This is a genomic window from Enterobacter sp. 237C8, assembly GCF_034106865.1.
Taxonomy (GTDB): Bacteria; Pseudomonadota; Gammaproteobacteria; order Enterobacterales; family Enterobacteriaceae; genus Enterobacter; species Enterobacter asburiae_B.
This window is the reverse complement of the sequence record NZ_JAWNDF010000001.1, coordinates 392521-410681: the sequence shown is the minus strand read 5'-3', so window position 1 is coordinate 410681 and position 18161 is coordinate 392521. Positions and strand designations below refer to the sequence as shown.

The window sequence follows — 18161 nt, the reverse complement described above, 5'->3', positions numbered from 1 at the left end:
ACCGGGTCCTTCTGATGCAAGGGTTAAATTGTACCGCAAACCTTTTCAATCAATTCCGCCGGGAACTGCATGGACTGCATGATGTGTTCAATCATGCTGCACTTGCGGCCCGTATTGGTATTGGTGATCACCCAGTACGGGGTGCCAGGAACATGTTTGGGTTTGGTTTGATTGCCATTTTGCAGCAGCGTCTGCTCGTCGCCCGCGAAATAGACGCGAGTACGGCCGTGAAGCGACTCGGTCGCTTCAGCAAACGCTTTGTTATCCAGTGAGTAAAGTGTAGACAGCACCAGCATAAAGCGGTTAACCGCCTTTTTCTGCTCCGCGTATTCATCGGAGAGCAGCAGCTCGCGCATCGCGCGCACTTTATCTTTTGCCGGCGTCACGGCAGGTTTTGCTTGTGCAATAACGCTCGGCTGAGACACGACATCTTTGGTGACTGGGGTAGCAGGCTGTGAAGCGGCGGAAATTTTAAGCATGCGCCGTAAAATGTCGGACGCGCTCTCCCCGATATGCCGCGTCTGGCTGGCAATATACTGATAGAGTTCGTCATCAACTTCGATTGTTTTCATCTTAATCCAGTGCGATATCTTATCTGAATACAAGTCATTGGGATTATAAGGTCAAATCCCAACAGCGGATAGCGTCAAACCAGGTTGGCAGCAAAAGTCAGATTAAACTGGAACCTTGCAGCCGGGCGGCAGAATGGTCAACATGATACCCTAACCTGACATACGTAAAAAAAGAACTTTGCCATGAAATTGAATACCCGAGCGCAAACTGCACAATCGCCGAACAATAATTCTCCCATCGTACTGGTTCACGGGCTTTTTGGCAGTCTGGACAACCTGGGCGTACTGGCGCGCGATCTGGTTAGCGACCACGATATTTTACAGGTCGATATACGCAATCACGGTCTTTCCGGGCGTTCCGACGAGATGACCTACGCGGCGATGGCGCAGGATCTGCTGGATACGCTGGATGCTAACGATCTGCAAAAGGTGACCCTCATCGGGCATTCAATGGGTGGCAAAGCGGTGATGGCCCTGACGGCACTGGCCCCGGACCGTATTAGCGGCCTGGTGGTGATTGACGTCGCGCCCGTGGATTATGACGTCCGCCGTCACGACGAGATTTTTGCCGCCATCAATGCAGTCACAGAAGCGGGTGTCGCGACGCGCCAACAGGCGGCTGCCGTCATGCGTGAGCATCTTGATGAAGAAGGCGTCGTGCAGTTCCTGCTGAAGTCGTTTGTTGACGGGCAATGGCGTTTTAACGTGCCGGTACTCTGGGAGCAGTACAATAACATCGTGGGCTGGGAAACCGTCCCCGCCTGGCCACACCCTACTCTTTTTATTCGCGGCGGAAATTCTCCTTACGTTACCGACGCGTACCGCGACACGCTGCTGGCCCAATTCCCGCAGGCTCGCGCCCACGTGATTGCCGGTGCCGGGCACTGGGTGCATGCGGAAAAACCGGATGCTGTACTGCGCGCCATTCGCCGCTATCTCACTGATACTGCAAATTGATTAAAAAGAAAGCGACTGGAAGGCTGCGGGCTTCCAGTCGTTGGCGTGCCGTTTTTGGTGATGTATGATGGCGCGCTTATCGCCCGGGCATTAGCAGGGCGGCGTGTTTCCCCCGAAGTCTCAGAATCATGGCCAAAGAACAAACGGACCGTACGACACTAGATCTGTTCGCGAATGAGCGTCGCCCGGGACGACCCAAGACGAATCCGCTTTCGCGCGATGAACAGCTGCGTATCAATAAACGCAACCAGCTTAAACGCGATAAAAATCGTGGGCTTAAGCGTGTCGAACTGAAGCTTAACGCCGACGCCGTCGACGCGCTGAACGAGCTGGCTGACGCGCGAAATATCAGCCGCAGCGAGCTCATTGAAGAGATGTTGCTCGTCCAGCTTGAGACGTTACGCAGCCAGGCATAAGTCTGAAAATCCCCTTTCTCACCCTTTTCATGTAGCACAGAGTGCAGTCCTGCGCGATAGCTGTTTCCGCAGGGTTGCCAGTTCTGCTATTATTGCCCTTATCCGTGGCCGAATTGCGCCACCATACTATTAAGTTTCAAGAGGTTATTTTACTCATGGCAATCATCGGCATTTTCTTTGGCAGTGATACCGGCAATACCGAAAATATCGCAAAAAACATTCAAAAACAGCTCGGTAAAGACGTTGCTGATGTGCATGACATCGCCAAGAGCAGCAAAGAAGATCTGGAAGGCTATGACATTCTGCTGCTGGGTATCCCAACCTGGTACTACGGTGAAGCCCAGTGCGACTGGGATGATTTCTTCCCGACGCTGGAAGAAGTGGACTTCAACGGTAAGCTGGTCGCCCTGTTTGGCTGTGGCGATCAGGAAGACTACGCCGAATACTTCTGTGACGCGCTGGGCACCATCCGCGATATCATTGAGCCGAACGGCGCGGTTATCGTAGGCCACTGGCCGACCGCCGGTTACCACTTCGAAGCGTCTAAAGGCCTGGCCGATGACGATCATTTCGTGGGTCTGGCCATCGACGAAGACCGTCAGCCAGAACTGACCGCAGAGCGCGTTGAGAAGTGGGTGAAGCAGATCCGTGAAGAACTGCACCTGGATGATATTCTGAACGCCTGATTTTATCGCGGCGCAACTGCGGTTGCGCCCATGCTCCAGGTCAAACCGATTAAATTAATCGCTACAATCTTTTAACTTTTTCGCCCAGACCTGTACAATGTCTCCCTGATAAAACGTGGTTTTCCATTGAGCAAGTTTGTTGGTGATACCACGTTTTTATAAGCATATTTTGCCTGAGACTTGCAGTTTTCATTTAGCCATGGCAGTTCTATAATGAGACGCATTATCCCGGGTGCATTTTCTGTCACTTCCTACAGAAGTGAATCGTTTAGCAACAGGACAGATTCCGCATGACTGACAACAATACCGCATTAAAGAAGGCTGGCCTGAAAGTTACGCTTCCTCGGTTAAAAATCCTTGAAGTGCTTCAGGGTCCAGACAATCACCATGTCAGTGCGGAAGACCTTTATAAACGTCTTATCGACATGGGTGAAGAGATTGGGCTGGCTACCGTCTATCGCGTGCTGAACCAGTTTGATGACGCGGGCATTGTTACCCGTCATAATTTCGAAGGCGGTAAATCCGTTTTCGAACTGACCCAGCAGCAGCACCACGATCACCTGATCTGCCTCGATTGCGGCAAGGTCATTGAATTCAGCGATGATTCCATCGAAGCGCGCCAGCGTGAAATCGCGGCGCGTCATGGCATCCGCCTGACGAACCACAGCCTGTACCTTTACGGTCACTGCGCTGAAGGCGACTGCCGCGAAGACGATCACGCGCACGACGCGAAATAATAAGATTCATACTCTGAGCCAGCCGAAAGGCTGGCTTTTTTTTGCCTAAAAAAGCCCGGTGGCGCTGCGCTTACCGGGCCTACGGGCTATAACACCTTTGTAGGCCCGGTAAGCGCAGCGCCATCGGGCGTAAAGCACTTAATTATTGTTATTGCGTATCTCGTTCCAGATCTTATCGCAACGCTTCGCCACTTCCTGATCGTTACCGGTTTTACGCGCCTGGATGCAGGCCTGGTAATCCATCACGCGGACGTTCTCCTGCGTCGCGAACTGCTCATGCGCTTTCTCTTTCTTCAGCACGTTCAGCACGCTCTGACAGGCTTGAATTTTCTCCGGCGATCCTTCCGCAGTATTTATGCAGGCGCTATACGCCTCCTTCAGACGGGAGTCCTCTTTCGGCGCCTGATTCTGAGCACACGCCGCCAGCCCTGATGCCAGCAACGCGACGATTACGATTTTTTTCATCATGTGCAGTCTCCATGCCGGCGGGACTCAGCCCGCCGGTGCGTTCATCAGAAGATGGTGAATGGGGCAATAACCATGAATTTCACGTCACGCTCATCCTGGAAGATGTTGCCGTAACCGCCCGCATAGCTCGGGATATCGGAGTGGTTGTCATACTGGGTGAAGTGCAGTTTGAACATCGTGCCTTTCGCACGGCCATCCTGCAGGGTATAGATAGCATCAAGGCTGTAGGAAGACTCTTTCAGGCGATAGTTGGGATCGTAGTATGCGTCCGGCGTGGCCATATCGGCAGGTTTTGCGTCCCAGGCGTAAGCGTAAGAAGCGCCCACCGCCCAGCCAGGCAGGTTCCAGTTTTTCAGGTCATACATTGCGCCGAAGAAGACCGCTTTCTCGCCGTCGGCGTTGAAGTCTGAGCGATTATCCCACCAGATATCAAGACGACCGTTGGAGGAGGCGTAGGTCGGGGTCATACGCTGCAGGAAGTAGCCCTGCTGCCCTTCTGCCTTCACCCATGTGCCTTCCAGACGCAAATCAACCTGACCGACCTTGTAGCCGAAGGTTAACGCCTGCAGCCACGCGGTGCCGTCATAAATGTCGTTTACGCCACCGTTGCTGACCTTGTCGCGCGTACCGTAGAATTGGTAGCTGGTGCTCAGCGGGCTACCCGCGACATCAAATTTATAGCTGGCCTTGGCAAAATACTGATCGACATAGCCCTGTGCCTGACCAAATGCCGCTTCCAGCACCAGATCGTTTTTGAAGTCGTACTTCGCGCCCAACGAGTGCAGGTAATCGACTTTGGTTTTTTTATCGTTCTGGTAGAACTTGTCCATCTCGATGTGCCACGGTGCTTTGTACTCGTTGGTCCACATATAGGAGAAGCTCAACGCACCCGCATCACCGTAGTCAAAGTTCGCCCCGGCTTCGGCACCCTGATAGGTACCCGGCATAAAGCTCCAGTGCGGTGCTAACAGAGTCTGGCCAGTTGGCTGAATATAACCACCGCGCGCCCAGACCGGACCGTATTTAAATTTTGCAGCGGCTTTGTAAAGGCTAATGCCGCTTTTATCCCCGGACCAGTCTTCTTTATAGGCTTTGTTGCTGGAGGAGAAGGCAATTTCGTTCGGGTGGGCGCTGTCGCCGTTTTCCGCCATTTCAATCGCGGTAAACGCAGCAATATCCAGACCGAACATATCCGCGGCATAGCCTGACTGGAAGTCCAGGTTGGCATTCCAGGTGGAGTGAGAAAGGTTGGTTTTGTATTTGTCTTCGGTGACGTCTTTACGGTCACGTTCACGCTGCCAGTAATAAATACCGCCCGTGAGGGTAGAATCATCGATGAAGCCCGCCGCTTTCGCCTCTGGTGTCACCACCAGACCCGACATTGCTGTCACACCGGCAATAGCCAGCGCCAGCGCACTACGTTTGCCACTGAACGTACGCATAGATTATTCCTCTTTGACGAATTAAAACGCCTGAAGCGGCGTAAATAAAAAAGACCAAATGGTCAGGGGTAGCTTTAAATACCCTCGAATTAACTACCGTCTTTAGGTTATTTTTCGCGACGCGAATTATCAATGCTTTTTAGCGGACAAAAGTCAGGACTATGACGAAGTGCACATAATTGGTAGCGCTTTGTAACATTTGTGAGGAGGCGAGGAATGGCGGGGAATTATCAGGTATTTCAGTAGCTAGACGTGAGAATTCTTTCCTTTTTTATAACCTTTTTAATTTCCGCAATGATACAAACTTTTTTTTGAAAAATAAGTAGCACCTCATTGACCTGATATTTTTATGACGCCTTTTTAGGCCCTGTCTTAATACCCTGATCGTTAAATAAAAAAACGCCGCATAGTGCGGCGTTTGTCTCTCATTGACCAGACCAGCAATATTATTCGCCGATCTTCGTCCAGGTATCACGCAGACCTACGGTACGGTTGAATACCGGTTTTTCCGCCGTGCTGTAACGGCTGTCCAGGCAGAAGTAACCTTCACGTTCGAACTGGAACGCTTTGCCCGCTTCAGCGGCTTTCAGAGAAGGCTCCGCATAACCCTGCTTGATCACCAGAGATTCCGGGTTGATGGTCGCCAGGAAGTCTTCCGCTGCACCTGGGTTAGGCACGCTGAACAGACGATCGTACAGACGAATTTCTACCGGCAGCGCGTGGGAAGCGCTCACCCAGTGAATCACGCCTTTCACTTTGCGGCCATCCGCCGGATCTTTGCTCAGCGTTTCAGCGTCATAAGAACAGAAGATAGTGGTGATATTCCCTTCCGCATCTTTCTCTACGCGCTCGGCTTTGATGACGTAGGCATTACGCAGACGCACTTCTTTACCCAGCACCAGACGCTTGTACTGCTTGTTGGCTTCTTCGCGGAAGTCAGCGCGGTCAATCCAGATGTCACCGCTGAACGGCACGTCACGGCTACCCATTTCCGGTTTGTTCGGATGGTTAGGCATGGAGACCAGCTCGCTTTCACCCTGCGGATAGTTTTCGATAACCAGTTTCACCGGGTCGATAACGGCCATCGCGCGCGGGGCGTTTTCGTTGAGATCTTCGCGAATGCAGGATTCAAGGGAGGCCATCTCGATGGTGTTGTCCTGCTTGGTCACGCCGATGCGTTTGCAGAACTCACGAATAGAGGCGGCAGTGTAACCACGACGACGCAGACCCGAGATGGTTGGCATACGTGGGTCATCCCAGCCTTCAACGTGCTTGTCGGTCACCAGCAGGTTCAGCTTACGCTTGGACATCACGGTGTATTCCAGATTCAGACGAGAGAACTCGTACTGGCGTGGATGCACAGGAATGGTGATGTTATCCAGCACCCAGTCGTACAGACGACGGTTGTCCTGGAACTCCAGCGTACACAGGGAGTGCGTAATGCCTTCCAGCGCATCGCTAATGCAGTGGGTAAAGTCGTACATCGGGTAGATGCACCACTTGTTGCCGGTCTGATGGTGTTCCGCAAACTTAATGCGGTACAGCACCGGATCGCGCATCACGATGAACGGAGACGCCATGTCGATTTTGGCACGCAGGCACGCTTTGCCTTCTTCGAAGCCACCGGCACGCATTTTTTCAAACAGCGCCAGGTTCTCTTCCACGCTGCGATCGCGGAACGGGCTGTTTTTGCCCGGGGCGGTCAGCGTACCGCGATATTCACGGATTTCATCAGCAGACAGTTCGTCAACGTACGCCAGACCCTTGTTGATCAGTTCAACCGCGTAGGCGTACAGCTGATCAAAATAGTCAGAGGAGTAGCAGATATCGCCAGACCAGTTGAAGCCCAGCCATTGCACGTCATTCTTGATGGACTCAACGTATTCGATGTCTTCTTTTACTGGGTTGGTGTCATCGAAACGCAGGTTGCACTGTCCCTGGTAGTCTTGCGCAATGCCAAAGTTCAGGCAGATGGACTTCGCATGCCCGATATGCAGGTAGCCGTTCGGCTCCGGCGGGAAGCGGGTATGAACTGTGGTGTGCTTACCACTGGCCAGATCTTCATCGATGATCTGACGAATAAAGTTACTCGGGCGGGCTTCTGCCTCACTCATCGTGGATTCCTCAAAGCGTAAACAACGTATAACGGCATATGATCTTATAAGCCGGACGTAGTGACAACCCTTAAAACGTCTCTGAAGAAAATAATGGGGGCTTTTGCTGCAAAAAAAAGCGGCGGAGGATATCCCCCGCCGCTTAAGGCATGACTCTACTCAGGAGCGATTACTTGCCTTTAATCTCATACAGCGGCGTTTGACCCGCAACAACCTGACCTTTCGCCTGAATGACCAGGCCACTGAAGTCATCGATGTTGCTGCAAACGACCGGGCTTATCATGGAGCGCGCGTTGGCGTTCAGGAAGTCCAGATCCATTTCCAGAATCGGCTGCCCGGCCACCACTTCAGCGCCCTCTTCCACCAGGCGAGTAAAGCCCTGACCGTTCAGCGCAACGGTATCGATACCCATGTGGACAACGATCTCCGCGCCATTTTCGGTTTCGAGGCAGAACGCGTGGTTGGTGTTGAAGATTTTCACGATGGTACCGGCCGCCGGAGACACAACGGTTTTTTCCGTTGGTTTCACCGCCACACCGTCACCAACCGCTTTGCTGGCGAAGGCTTCGTCAGGCACCTGCTCAATCGCAACCACTTCACCTGTTACCGGTGAAACCAGCGCGGCTACCGTTTTGGCGTTCGGTACCGCCTGCGGTTTTGCAGCCGCTGGCGCGGCGGCAGGTGCGGCAGAAGCTTCTGCTGCGGCTACCGGACCAGTGGTTTTCATGGCATTAGCAATTTTCTCTGCCACGAAGCCAACGATAATCTGCACGCTGGTTTTGTTCAGGCGAATAACACCGGAAGCACCCAGACGTTTAGCCAGCGCTTCGTTCACCAGGGAAGAGTCTTTGACGTTCAGACGCAGACGAGTGATACAGGCGTCGATACCGGTCAGGTTGTCAGAACCGCCGACAGCGGCGATGTACTGACGCGCCAGGCCTGAAACGTCCTGATCCTGAGCACCGCTCACGTTCACATCCTGACCATCCGCTTCGCTACCGGCCACGGCCAGTTCACGACCCGGGGTCATCAGGTTGAATTTGGTGATAGTGAAACGGAACACCATGTAGTAGATCGCGAAGAACACCAGACCTTGCGGGATCAGCATCCACCAGTGGGTCGCCAGCGGGTTACGGGACGACAGCACCATATCCACCAGACCGGCGCTGAAGCCGAAACCGGCAATCCAGTGCATGCTGGCAGCGATGAACACGGAGATACCGGTCAGCACGGCGTGGATCACATACAGAACCGGCGCCACGAACATGAAGGAGAACTCCAGCGGCTCGGTGATACCGGTGAAGAAGGCCGCGAACGCCCCCGCCATCATGATACCCAGCACTTTTGCTTTGTTCTCTGGACGCGCGCAGTGGTAGATAGCCAGCGCAGCACCCGGCAGACCAAACATCATGATCGGGAAGAAGCCCGCCTGGTAACGACCGGTGATACCGACTACCGCTTTACCTGCTTCGATGGACTGTGCGCCACCCAGGAAGTTAGGGATATCGTTAATACCGGCAACGTCGAACCAGAATACGGAGTTCAGCGCGTGGTGCAGACCGACCGGGATCAGCAGACGGTTGAAGAACGCATACACGCCCGCACCGACAGAACCCAGTTTCTGGATGTGCTCACCGAAGTTCACCAGACCGTCGAAGATCATCGGCCAGACGTACATCATGATGAACGCAACAACGATCATCACAAACGAGGTCAGGATAGGAACCAGGCGGCGACCGCTAAAGAAGGAGAGCGCTTTTGGCAGCTCTACGCTGCTGAAGCGGTTATACAGTTCGGCGGAGATGATACCCACAAGGATACCGACAAACTGGTTGCTGATCTTACCGAATGCCGCCGGAACCTGGTCCGCCGGAATTTTTTGGATCATGGCCACCGCTGCAGGCGAGCAGAGGGTGGTTAACACGAGGAAACCGACAAAACCGGTCAGCGCAGCGGCACCGTCTTTGTCTTTGGACATACCGTAAGCCACACCAATCGCGAACAACACGGACATGTTGTCGATAATGGCGGAACCTGACTTGATAAAGAACGCCGCCAGCGCGCTGGTATTACCCCAGCCGTTGGGGTCGATCCAGTAGCCGACACCCATCAGGATGGCTGCGGCAGGCAGCGTGGCGACCGGCACCATAAGCGCGCGGCCAACCTTTTGTAAATAACCTAGAATACTCACTTTCTTCCCCCTATGAGACCCCGTTTAAGGCATGTTCTCAGCTCTGTTTTTTATTGTGTCACGAACTATAGATACAGTTGATGCTTCACTGGCATTGTGAGTGTGTGAAAAATTAATTCGTATCGCAAATTAAACGCGTACTTTTTGTGATTTTTGTCACCAAATATCGTTATTCACCCTCCCTTATACTGGCTAACAGCGAAAACTTATTTTATCATTCAAAAAATCAAGACGGATTGATCCGGCCTGAAAGTTTCCAGGTTACGCTTAAGTATCAGGTCCCGATAGCCATCCGCCCACTCTTCTACTTAAACTCTTGAGGTGAACAATGAGACTGATTCCCCTGGCAACTGCTGAACAAGTCGGTAAATGGGCCGCTCGCCATATCGTTAACCGTATTAACGCCTTTAAACCGACCGCCGATCGTCCTTTCGTTCTTGGACTTCCGACAGGCGGCACGCCGCTGACCGCCTATAAGGCGCTGGTTGAGATGCATAAAGCAGGCCAGGTTAGCTTCAAACATGTTGTGACCTTCAATATGGATGAATACGTTGACTTACCGAAAGACCACCCGGAAAGCTACCATAGCTTTATGCACCGTAATTTCTTTGATCACGTTGATATTCCATCTGAAAATATTAACCTGCTGAATGGAAACGCGCCTGATATTGACGCAGAATGCCGTCAGTATGAAGAAAAAATCCGTTCTTACGGTAAGATCCACCTGTTCATGGGTGGTGTAGGTAATGATGGTCATATCGCGTTTAACGAACCGGCGTCATCTCTGGCTTCCCGCACCCGTATTAAAACGCTGACCCATGACACGCGCGTGGCAAACTCCCGCTTCTTTGACGGCGATGTTAACCAGGTTCCAAAATACGCCCTGACCGTAGGCGTAGGCACCCTGCTGGATGCCGAAGAAGTGATGATTTTGGTGCTGGGCGGCGTGAAAGCGCAAGCGCTCCAGGCTGCCGTTGAAGGCAACGTTAACCATATGTGGACCATCAGCTGCCTGCAGCTGCATCCTAAATCCGTCATCGTCTGCGACGAACCGTCCACGATGGAGCTGAAGGTTAAAACGCTGAAATACTTCAACGAGTTAGAAGCTGAGAACATCAAAGGTCTGTAATTGAATAACCGCCTCTTCATCAAGAGGCGGCCGCTTTTTTTAACCGGGGGTCGTTATGTACGCTTTAACCCACGGTCGGATTTATACCGGCCATGAAATTCTGGATGACCATGCGATTGTTATCGCTGATGGCCTGATTGAACGTGTTTGTCCGCTGGCAGAACTGCCGCCGGAGATTGAACAGCGCTCACTCAATGGAGCAGTAATCTCCCCCGGTTTCATCGACGTACAGCTCAACGGCTGCGGCGGTGTGCAATTCAATGACACTGCGGATGCGGTGACGGTCGAAACGCTGGAGATCATGCAGAAAGCCAACGAGAAATCGGGCTGCACCAGCTATCTGCCAACGCTCATCACCAGCAGTGATGACCTCATGAAGCAGGGTATCCGCGTGATGCGCGAATACCTGGCCAAACACTCTAACCAGGCGCTGGGTCTGCACCTTGAAGGGCCATGGCTGAATATGGTCAAGAAAGGAACGCATAACCCGAATTACGTGCGTAAACCGGATGCGGAGCTGGTTGACTACATGTGTGCGAACGCCGATGTGATCACCAAAGTGACGCTGGCGCCTGAAATGACGGGTACGGATGTCATCAGCAAACTGGCTGGTGCCGGGATTATCGTTTCAGCTGGCCACTCAAACGCGACGCTGAAAGAAGCGAAAGCCGGTTTCCGCGCGGGCATTACTTTCGCAACGCACCTTTACAACGCTATGCCGTATATCACAGGCCGTGAACCGGGTCTGGTCGGGGCGATTCTGGATGAACCAGACGTTTACTGCGGCATTATTGCTGACGGCTTACACGTCGATTACACCAACATTCGCAACGCTAAGCGGCTGAAAGGTGACAAGCTTTGTCTGGTGACGGATGCCACCGCACCGGCAGGTGCAAATATTGAGCAGTTCATTTTTGCCGGTAAAACAATATACTACCGCAATGGACTGTGTGTGGATGAAAACGGTACGCTGAGCGGTTCCTCTTTAACCATGATTGAAGGGGTGCGTAACCTGGTTGAACATTGCGGGATTGCGCTTGATGAAGTCCTGCGTATGGCCACCCTTTATCCGGCGCGCGCAATGGGCGTGGATAAACAGCTCGGCGAAATTGCACCAGGTATGGTTGCAAACCTGACGGCATTCACACACGATTATAAAATTATTAAGACCATCGTTAATGGTAACGAGGTCGTCACTGAGTAAGTAAAAGTATGACACCTGGCGGACAAGCTCAAATCGGTAATGTCGATCTCGTTAAACAACTTAACAGTGCGGCGGTATACCGCCTGATTGACCAGCACGGACCAATCTCGCGAATTCAGATAGCCGAACAGAGCCAGCTTGCTCCCGCCAGCGTGACAAAAATTACCCGCCAGCTCATTGAGCGCGGTCTGATCAAAGAAGTCGATCAGCAGGCCTCCACCGGGGGCCGCCGCGCGATCTCCATTATTACCGAAACCCGCAATTTTCAGGCCATTGGCGTCCGTCTGGGCCGCCATGACACCACGCTCACGCTGTACGATCTGAGCAGTAAAGCCATTGCGGAAGAGCACTACCCTCTTCCGGAGCGCACCCAGGAGACGCTGGAGCATGCGCTGCTGAATACCATTGCGCAGTTTATTGAAAGCTGTCAGCGCAAGATCCGTGAACTCATTGCCATCTCCGTGATTCTGCCCGGACTGGTCGACCCGGAAAGCGGCGTGATCCGCTATATGCCGCATATTCAGGTTGAAAACTGGGGGCTGGTCGACGCGCTGGAAAAGCGTTTTAAGGTGACCTGCTTTGTGGGCCACGACATTCGCTCTCTGGCGCTGGCAGAGCACTACTTTGGTGCGAGCCAGGACTGTGAAGACTCTATTCTGGTGCGCGTTCACCGCGGAACGGGCGCCGGTATTATCTCTAACGGCCGTATTTTTATTGGTCGCAACGGTAACGTCGGCGAGATCGGCCACATTCAGGTTGAACCCCTCGGGGAGCGCTGCCACTGCGGCAACTTCGGCTGCCTTGAAACGATTGCCGCCAACACGGCCATCGAGCAGCGCGTTCGCCATCTCCTTGAACAGGGTTACCAAAGCCGCGTCACGCTGGACGATTGCAAGATAGGCACCATCTGCAAAGCCGCCAATAAAGGCGACGCGCTGGCCTGTGAAGTGATCGAGCAGGTAGGCCGCCATCTGGGGAAAACCATCGCCATCGCCATTAACCTGTTTAACCCCCAGAAAGTGGTGATCGCCGGTGAAATTGTGGAGGCGGAAAAGGTGCTGCTCCCCGCCATTGAAGGCTGTATTAACACCCAGGCGCTGAAAGCATTCCGCCAGAACCTCCCGGTGGTTCGTTCAAAGCTTGACCATCGCTCGGCGATTGGCGCGTTCGCGCTGGTCAAACGCGCCATGCTCAACGGAATTCTGCTGCAGCATTTGCTGGAAAGTTGATCGGACCTTATAGTAACGCCTTCTTTTTTTGATGTCGGACTGTCCATGACCATTAAGAATGTAATTTGTGATATCGACGGCGTGCTGATGCACGACAACGTTGCCGTGCCGGGTGCTGCGGAGTTTCTTCACCGCATCATCGACAAAGGAATGCCTCTGGTTCTGCTCACGAACTACCCTTCCCAAACCGGTCAGGACCTGGCTAACCGCTTTGCCACAGCGGGCGTCGACGTTCCGGACAGCGTGTTTTATACCTCGGCAATGGCCACGGCAGATTTTCTGAAGCGTCAGGAAGGGAAAAAAGCCTACGTGGTGGGTGAAGGTGCGCTGATACACGAGTTGTACAAAGCTGGCTTTACCATCACTGACGTGAACCCGGACTTCGTGATTGTCGGCGAAACGCGCTCCTTTAACTGGGAGATGATGCATAAGGCAGCATACTTTGTCGCCAGCGGCGCGCGCTTTATCGCGACCAACCCGGATACGCACGGCCGTGGTTTTTATCCGGCCTGCGGCGCGCTGTGCGCCGGTATCGAAAAAATCTCAGGTCGTCAGCCGTTTGTAGTCGGTAAACCGAGCCCGTGGATCATTCGTGCCGCGCTCAACAAGATGCAGGCCCACTCTGAAGAAACCGTTATTGTCGGCGACAACCTGCGCACCGATATTCTGGCCGGATTCCAGGCGGGTCTGGAGACGATTCTGGTCCTCTCCGGCGTCTCTCAACTTGATGACATTGATTCGATGCCGTTCCGGCCAAGCTGGATTTACCCCTCCGTCGATGAAATCGACATCATCTGATACCGAACCACGCCTCAGGGCGTGTTTTTTCATTTATGGCCTACAAAAATAAAGTCTCATCTAACAAAAAGCACGTTTCATTGCATAATCATCAATAAAAGAATTTCTGGCGTGCTCTTTTTTCACTATTCCGCAATCACTGTTGCACTATTTCCGTTTTCACCCGTAAAACGCTTGCGCGCCCTGCCCCTTTGCGGCATTTTCATAAGCAAGCAACATTACAAAGCAACAGGGTTAACGGAGAAGGTTATGTGTTCAATTTTTGGCGTACTGGATATTAAAACTGACGCGGGCGAACTGCGTAAAAAGGCACTCGAACTGTCCCGCCTGATGCGCCATCGCGGACCAGACTGGTCAGGCGTTTACGCCAGTGATAAAGCGATTCTGGCTCACGAACGTCTGTCCATTGTTGACGTCAACGCCGGTGCACAGCCGCTGTATAACGAGAAAAAAACGCACGCGCTGGCTGTCAACGGTGAAATCTACAACCACCAGGCGCTGCGCGCCGAATACGGCGACCGCTACGCGTTCCAGACCGGTTCTGACTGTGAAGTGATCCTGGCGCTGTATCAGGAGAAAGGGCCCGAGTTCCTGGACGACCTGCAGGGCATGTTCGCCTTCGCCCTGTACGACAGCGAAAAAGACGCGTACCTGATTGGCCGTGACCACATCGGCATTATCCCGCTGTACATGGGCCACGATGAGCACGGCAACTTCTACGTTGCCTCTGAAATGAAAGCCCTGGTGCCGGTATGCCGCACCATTAAAGAATTCCCGGCGGGCAGCTATTTGTGGAGCAAAGATGGCGAGATCCGCTCCTATTACCAGCGTGACTGGTTCGACTATGATGCGGTAAAAGACAACGTCACGGACAAAGCCGAGCTGCGCCAGGCCCTGGAAGACTCCGTGAAAAGCCACCTGATGTCTGACGTGCCCTACGGCGTGCTGCTCTCCGGCGGTCTGGACTCCTCCGTAATCTCCGCGATCACCAAGAAATTCGCGGCGCGTCGCGTGGAAGATCAGGAGCGCTCAGAAGCCTGGTGGCCACAGCTGCACTCTTTTGCCGTTGGCCTGGAAGGCGCACCTGACCTGAAAGCCGCGCAGGAAGTGGCGAACCACCTCGGCACCGTGCACCACGAGATTCACTTCACCGTGCAGGAAGGTCTGGATGCGATCCGCGATGTGATCTATCACATTGAAACCTATGACGTGACTACCATCCGCGCCTCAACGCCGATGTACCTGATGTCGCGTAAGATCAAAGCGATGGGCATCAAGATGGTGCTCTCCGGTGAAGGTTCTGACGAAGTGTTTGGCGGCTACCTGTACTTCCACAAAGCGCCGAACGCCAAAGAGCTGCACGAAGAGACCGTGCGTAAGCTGCAGGCGCTACACATGTTCGACTGTGCGCGTGCCAACAAAGCGATGTCGGCCTGGGGCGTGGAAGCGCGCGTGCCGTTCCTGGATAAGAAATTCCTCGACGTGGCGATGCGCATCAACCCGCAGGACAAGATGTGCGGCAACGGCAAAATGGAAAAACATATTCTGCGCGAGTGTTTTGAATCCTACCTGCCGGCGAGCGTGGCATGGCGTCAGAAAGAGCAGTTCTCTGATGGCGTAGGTTATAGCTGGATCGACACCCTGAAAGAGGTCGCGGCGAAACAGGTTTCTGACCAACAGCTGGAAACCGCGAGCTTCCGCTTCCCGTACAACACGCCGGGCTCGAAAGAGGCCTATCTGTATCGTGAAATTTTTGAAGAGCTGTTCCCGGTACCGAGTGCCGCGGAGTGCGTACCGGGTGGCCCGTCCGTCGCCTGCTCTTCTGCCAAAGCGATTGAATGGGATGAATCTTTCAAATCCATGAACGATCCGTCAGGACGCGCGGTAGGCGTTCACCAGTCAGCCTACAAATAATCACTCAGATCGCAATCAGGCCCCTCAGGGGCCTGATTTTTTTGCCTCACATTTCACCGTCTAAATCTGATTAATAACCAATAATTGCCGAATATTCGGCCACGCTGTTCGCAACCTAACCAAACAGTCACATTCCGGCTATTTTCGTTGAAAAAGGTGTTGACGCTGCAAGGGTCTATACGCATAATGCGCCCCGCAACGCCGATAAGGTAACGCGAAAAAAGATGGCTACGTAGCTCAGTTGGTTAGAGCACATCACTCATAATGATGGGGTCACAGGTTCGAATCCCGTCGTAGCCACCATCTTTTTTGCGGGAGTGGCGAAATTGGTAGACGCACCAGATTTAGGTTCTGGCGCCGCAAGGTGTGCGAGTTCAAGTCTCGCCTCCCGCACCATTCCCGGGTAAGCGTTGCACGGATGGGGTATCGCCAAGCGGTAAGGCACCGGTTTTTGATACCGGCATTCCCTGGTTCGAATCCAGGTACCCCAGCCATATTTCTTCGATTTTGCGGTTCTCCGCGGTATTGGGGTATCGCCAAGCGGTAAGGCACCGGTTTTTGATACCGGCATTCCCTGGTTCGAATCCAGGTACCCCAGCCATCGAAGATTGCAGTACTGGCTACGTAGCTCAGTTGGTTAGAGCACATCACTCATAATGATGGGGTCACAGGTTCGAATCCCGTCGTAGCCACCAAATTAAGATTGTCGATTTTTCGGTAATCAAGACAAATTGTTGGGGTATCGCCAAGCGGTAAGGCACCGGATTCTGATTCCGGCATTCCGAGGTTCGAATCCTCGTACCCCAGCCAATTTAAAAAGTCGTTAAGCAGTTTGTTTAACGCAATTGGGGTGTCGCCAAGCGGTAAGGCTCTGGTTTCTGATACCAGCATTCCGGGGTTCGAATCCCTGCACCCCAGCCACTTAAGTAACAAAAAAGCCCGCTCTGCGGGCTTTTTTGTTTTTGTTGTTCAGAATGGTGCGGCCTGATGCCCTCACCCAGACCCTCTCCCACTGGGAGAGAGGGAAAAGATTAGAGTCCCAGCGCGTATTTCAGCGCCTGACGCTTCAGACCACCGGCACGTTCCGCTGCCATCAATCCAATATTACGCAGAATGCGCACCGGGGCTAAGTCATTGCTGAACCCGGCATAAAACAGATCCATCCCCGACTGCATAATAAAGTTATCCGCCATGCGTCGCGTCTGGTAACGCTTCAGGATCTGATGGCTGGCCCAGTTTTCCGCGTGCCCGCGGGCGCTGCTCAGCACATCCAGTAACGCATCGACATCACGGTACCCCAGGTTCACGCCCTGCCCGGCCAGCGGATGAATGGTGTGTGCCGCATCGCCCACCAGCGCCAGCCCTTCACGGGCATACTGCAAAGCATGGCGGCGCGTGAGCGGAAATGCACCTGCAGCGACCGGCGTCACGTTGCCCAGACGGCTCGGGAAATGCAGGCGGATTTCCCGCTGCAATTGTTCCATTGTAAGCCCCTGCAGCTGGCGAATGCGTGCCGGTTTGTCGTACCAGACCAGCGATGCCCAGTTATCAAACAGCGGTAAAAAGGCATGCGGGCCATTCGGCGTAAAGTGCTGCCACGTGCTTTCACCCGGCGCATGCTCGCACTCGACGGTAATCAGCATGCAGGACTGCTCATACTGCCAGGCATGAACGCCAATTCCCGCCATCTGTCTGACCTGCGAGTTAGCGCCGTCCGCTCCGACGACGAGCTTCACGGCCAGTTCATCGCCGCTGTCGAGCGTCAGCAAATACCCGCTCTCGTGAGGATGCAGTGCCTTAATCGACGCCGGAACGCGCAGCGTCACCTTCGGATGCGCCTCCAGCGCCAGCCAGAGCGCCTGCTGGAGCACATTGTTTTCCACCATATAACCCAGGCGCGGCAGCTTCAGCTCAGCGGCATCAAACGCGACGTGGGCATTTTCCCACTCCCAGGTTTCAAGACGGCTGTAAGGATGGGCGCGCATCGCCAGCACCGCCTCCCAGACGCCCAGCCCGCGCAGCAGATCGACGGACGCCGCGCTGATCGCGGATATGCGCACATCCGGTTTGCTCGCGGGATCGAATGCAGGCGGAGCAGCCTGTTCAATTACCGTTACCTCAAATCCCTGCTGCGCCAGCCCCAGCGCCAGCGCGCCGCCGACCATACCGCCGCCGACAACGGCAACTTCGGTGTGTAGGAGTGTCATGGTCAATTTTCCTTATTGGAGAATCCCTTAAGTTTACCGGATTTTTGCGGTCCTGAGACACATAACCTTCATACTGGTCACAACCCCACCAAAGCAT

At 53.6% G+C, this 18161-nt stretch carries 15 protein-coding genes and 7 tRNA genes; 16 read left to right on the top strand and 6 right to left on the bottom strand.

Annotated elements, in window-relative coordinates:
- Positions 1-23: 23 nt before the first annotated feature.
- On the bottom strand, positions 24-572 hold the full coding sequence (seqA, locus tag USF70_RS02020; RefSeq protein WP_048976302.1) for a replication initiation negative regulator SeqA: 549 nt from the start codon (positions 570-572) through the stop codon (positions 24-26).
- A 183-nt stretch (positions 573-755) separates the two neighbouring features.
- Here seqA and ybfF point away from each other — a divergent pair, with 183 nt between their 5' ends.
- The 4 genes from ybfF (at position 756) to fur (ending at position 3368) form a co-directional block, all read left to right on the top strand.
- Entirely contained in the window at positions 756-1529 is a 774-nt protein-coding gene (gene ybfF / locus USF70_RS02015; protein WP_320735227.1) for an esterase, read from the top strand.
- Positions 1530-1657: 128 nt separating this feature from the next.
- On the top strand, positions 1658-1945 hold the full coding sequence (gene ybfE, locus USF70_RS02010; protein WP_028019455.1) for a LexA regulated protein: 288 nt from the start codon (positions 1658-1660) through the stop codon (positions 1943-1945).
- A 155-nt stretch (positions 1946-2100) separates the two neighbouring features.
- Complete coding sequence (fldA, locus tag USF70_RS02005) at positions 2101-2631, top strand: flavodoxin FldA (protein WP_008501067.1); 531 nt, start codon at positions 2101-2103, stop codon at positions 2629-2631.
- Positions 2632-2921: 290 nt separating this feature from the next.
- Positions 2922-3368, top strand: coding sequence for a ferric iron uptake transcriptional regulator (gene fur / locus USF70_RS02000; protein ID WP_014169146.1), 447 nt, complete (start codon positions 2922-2924; stop codon positions 3366-3368).
- Positions 3369-3506: 138 nt separating this feature from the next.
- Here the strand turns inward: fur and chiQ are convergent, their stop codons facing one another.
- From chiQ to nagE, 4 genes are all read right to left on the bottom strand, one after another.
- Entirely contained in the window at positions 3507-3833 is a 327-nt protein-coding gene (chiQ, locus tag USF70_RS01995; RefSeq protein ID WP_033146507.1) for a ChiQ/YbfN family lipoprotein, read from the bottom strand.
- 47 nt (positions 3834-3880) lie between these two features.
- Positions 3881-5278, bottom strand: a complete 1398-nt coding sequence (gene chiP, locus USF70_RS01990; protein WP_023310769.1) for a chitoporin ChiP — start codon at positions 5276-5278, stop codon at positions 3881-3883.
- A 446-nt stretch (positions 5279-5724) separates the two neighbouring features.
- Positions 5725-7392, bottom strand: coding sequence for a glutamine--tRNA ligase (gene glnS, locus USF70_RS01985; RefSeq protein WP_029740147.1), 1668 nt, complete (start codon positions 7390-7392; stop codon positions 5725-5727).
- Between the two features lie 169 nt (positions 7393-7561).
- The gene (gene nagE / locus USF70_RS01980; RefSeq protein ID WP_024907027.1) at positions 7562-9583 is read right to left on the bottom strand and encodes an N-acetylglucosamine-specific PTS transporter subunit IIBC; all 2022 of its coding nucleotides are present in this window, start codon (positions 9581-9583) and stop codon (positions 7562-7564) included.
- Positions 9584-9911: 328 nt separating this feature from the next.
- Between nagE and nagB the strand changes: the two genes are divergently transcribed.
- From nagB to USF70_RS01920, 12 genes are all read left to right on the top strand, one after another.
- Entirely contained in the window at positions 9912-10712 is an 801-nt protein-coding gene (nagB, locus tag USF70_RS01975; RefSeq protein WP_320735226.1) for a glucosamine-6-phosphate deaminase, read from the top strand.
- Between the two features lie 55 nt (positions 10713-10767).
- A complete protein-coding gene (nagA, locus tag USF70_RS01970) occupies positions 10768-11916 on the top strand; it encodes an N-acetylglucosamine-6-phosphate deacetylase (protein ID WP_064673647.1) in 1149 nt (382 codons plus the stop codon).
- 8 nt (positions 11917-11924) lie between these two features.
- Positions 11925-13145, top strand: coding sequence for a DNA-binding transcriptional regulator NagC (nagC, locus tag USF70_RS01965; RefSeq protein WP_021242995.1), 1221 nt, complete (start codon positions 11925-11927; stop codon positions 13143-13145).
- 45 nt (positions 13146-13190) lie between these two features.
- Positions 13191-13943 carry a ribonucleotide monophosphatase NagD gene (gene nagD / locus USF70_RS01960; protein ID WP_023310763.1) on the top strand — a complete coding sequence of 251 codons (753 nt, stop codon included), beginning with the start codon at positions 13191-13193 and terminating at the stop codon, positions 13941-13943.
- A gap of 249 nt (positions 13944-14192) precedes the next feature.
- On the top strand, positions 14193-15857 hold the full coding sequence (asnB, locus tag USF70_RS01955; RefSeq protein WP_023310762.1) for an asparagine synthase B: 1665 nt from the start codon (positions 14193-14195) through the stop codon (positions 15855-15857).
- Positions 15858-16083: 226 nt separating this feature from the next.
- Positions 16084-16160: transfer RNA gene (locus USF70_RS01950), tRNA-Met, on the top strand.
- An 8-nt stretch (positions 16161-16168) separates the two neighbouring features.
- Positions 16169-16253 (top strand) — tRNA-Leu (locus tag USF70_RS01945).
- A 23-nt stretch (positions 16254-16276) separates the two neighbouring features.
- A tRNA-Gln gene (locus USF70_RS01940) sits at positions 16277-16351 on the top strand.
- Between the two features lie 32 nt (positions 16352-16383).
- Positions 16384-16458: transfer RNA gene (locus tag USF70_RS01935), tRNA-Gln, on the top strand.
- 17 nt (positions 16459-16475) lie between these two features.
- Positions 16476-16552: transfer RNA gene (locus USF70_RS01930), tRNA-Met, on the top strand.
- A 40-nt stretch (positions 16553-16592) separates the two neighbouring features.
- Positions 16593-16667: transfer RNA gene (locus USF70_RS01925), tRNA-Gln, on the top strand.
- Positions 16668-16703: 36 nt separating this feature from the next.
- Positions 16704-16778, top strand: a tRNA-Gln gene (locus USF70_RS01920).
- Between the two features lie 110 nt (positions 16779-16888).
- Here the strand turns inward: USF70_RS01920 and ubiF are convergent.
- Complete coding sequence (gene ubiF / locus USF70_RS01915; protein ID WP_048977179.1) at positions 16889-18064, bottom strand: 3-demethoxyubiquinol 3-hydroxylase; 1176 nt, start codon at positions 18062-18064, stop codon at positions 16889-16891.
- Between the last annotated feature and the right edge of the window lie 97 nt (positions 18065-18161).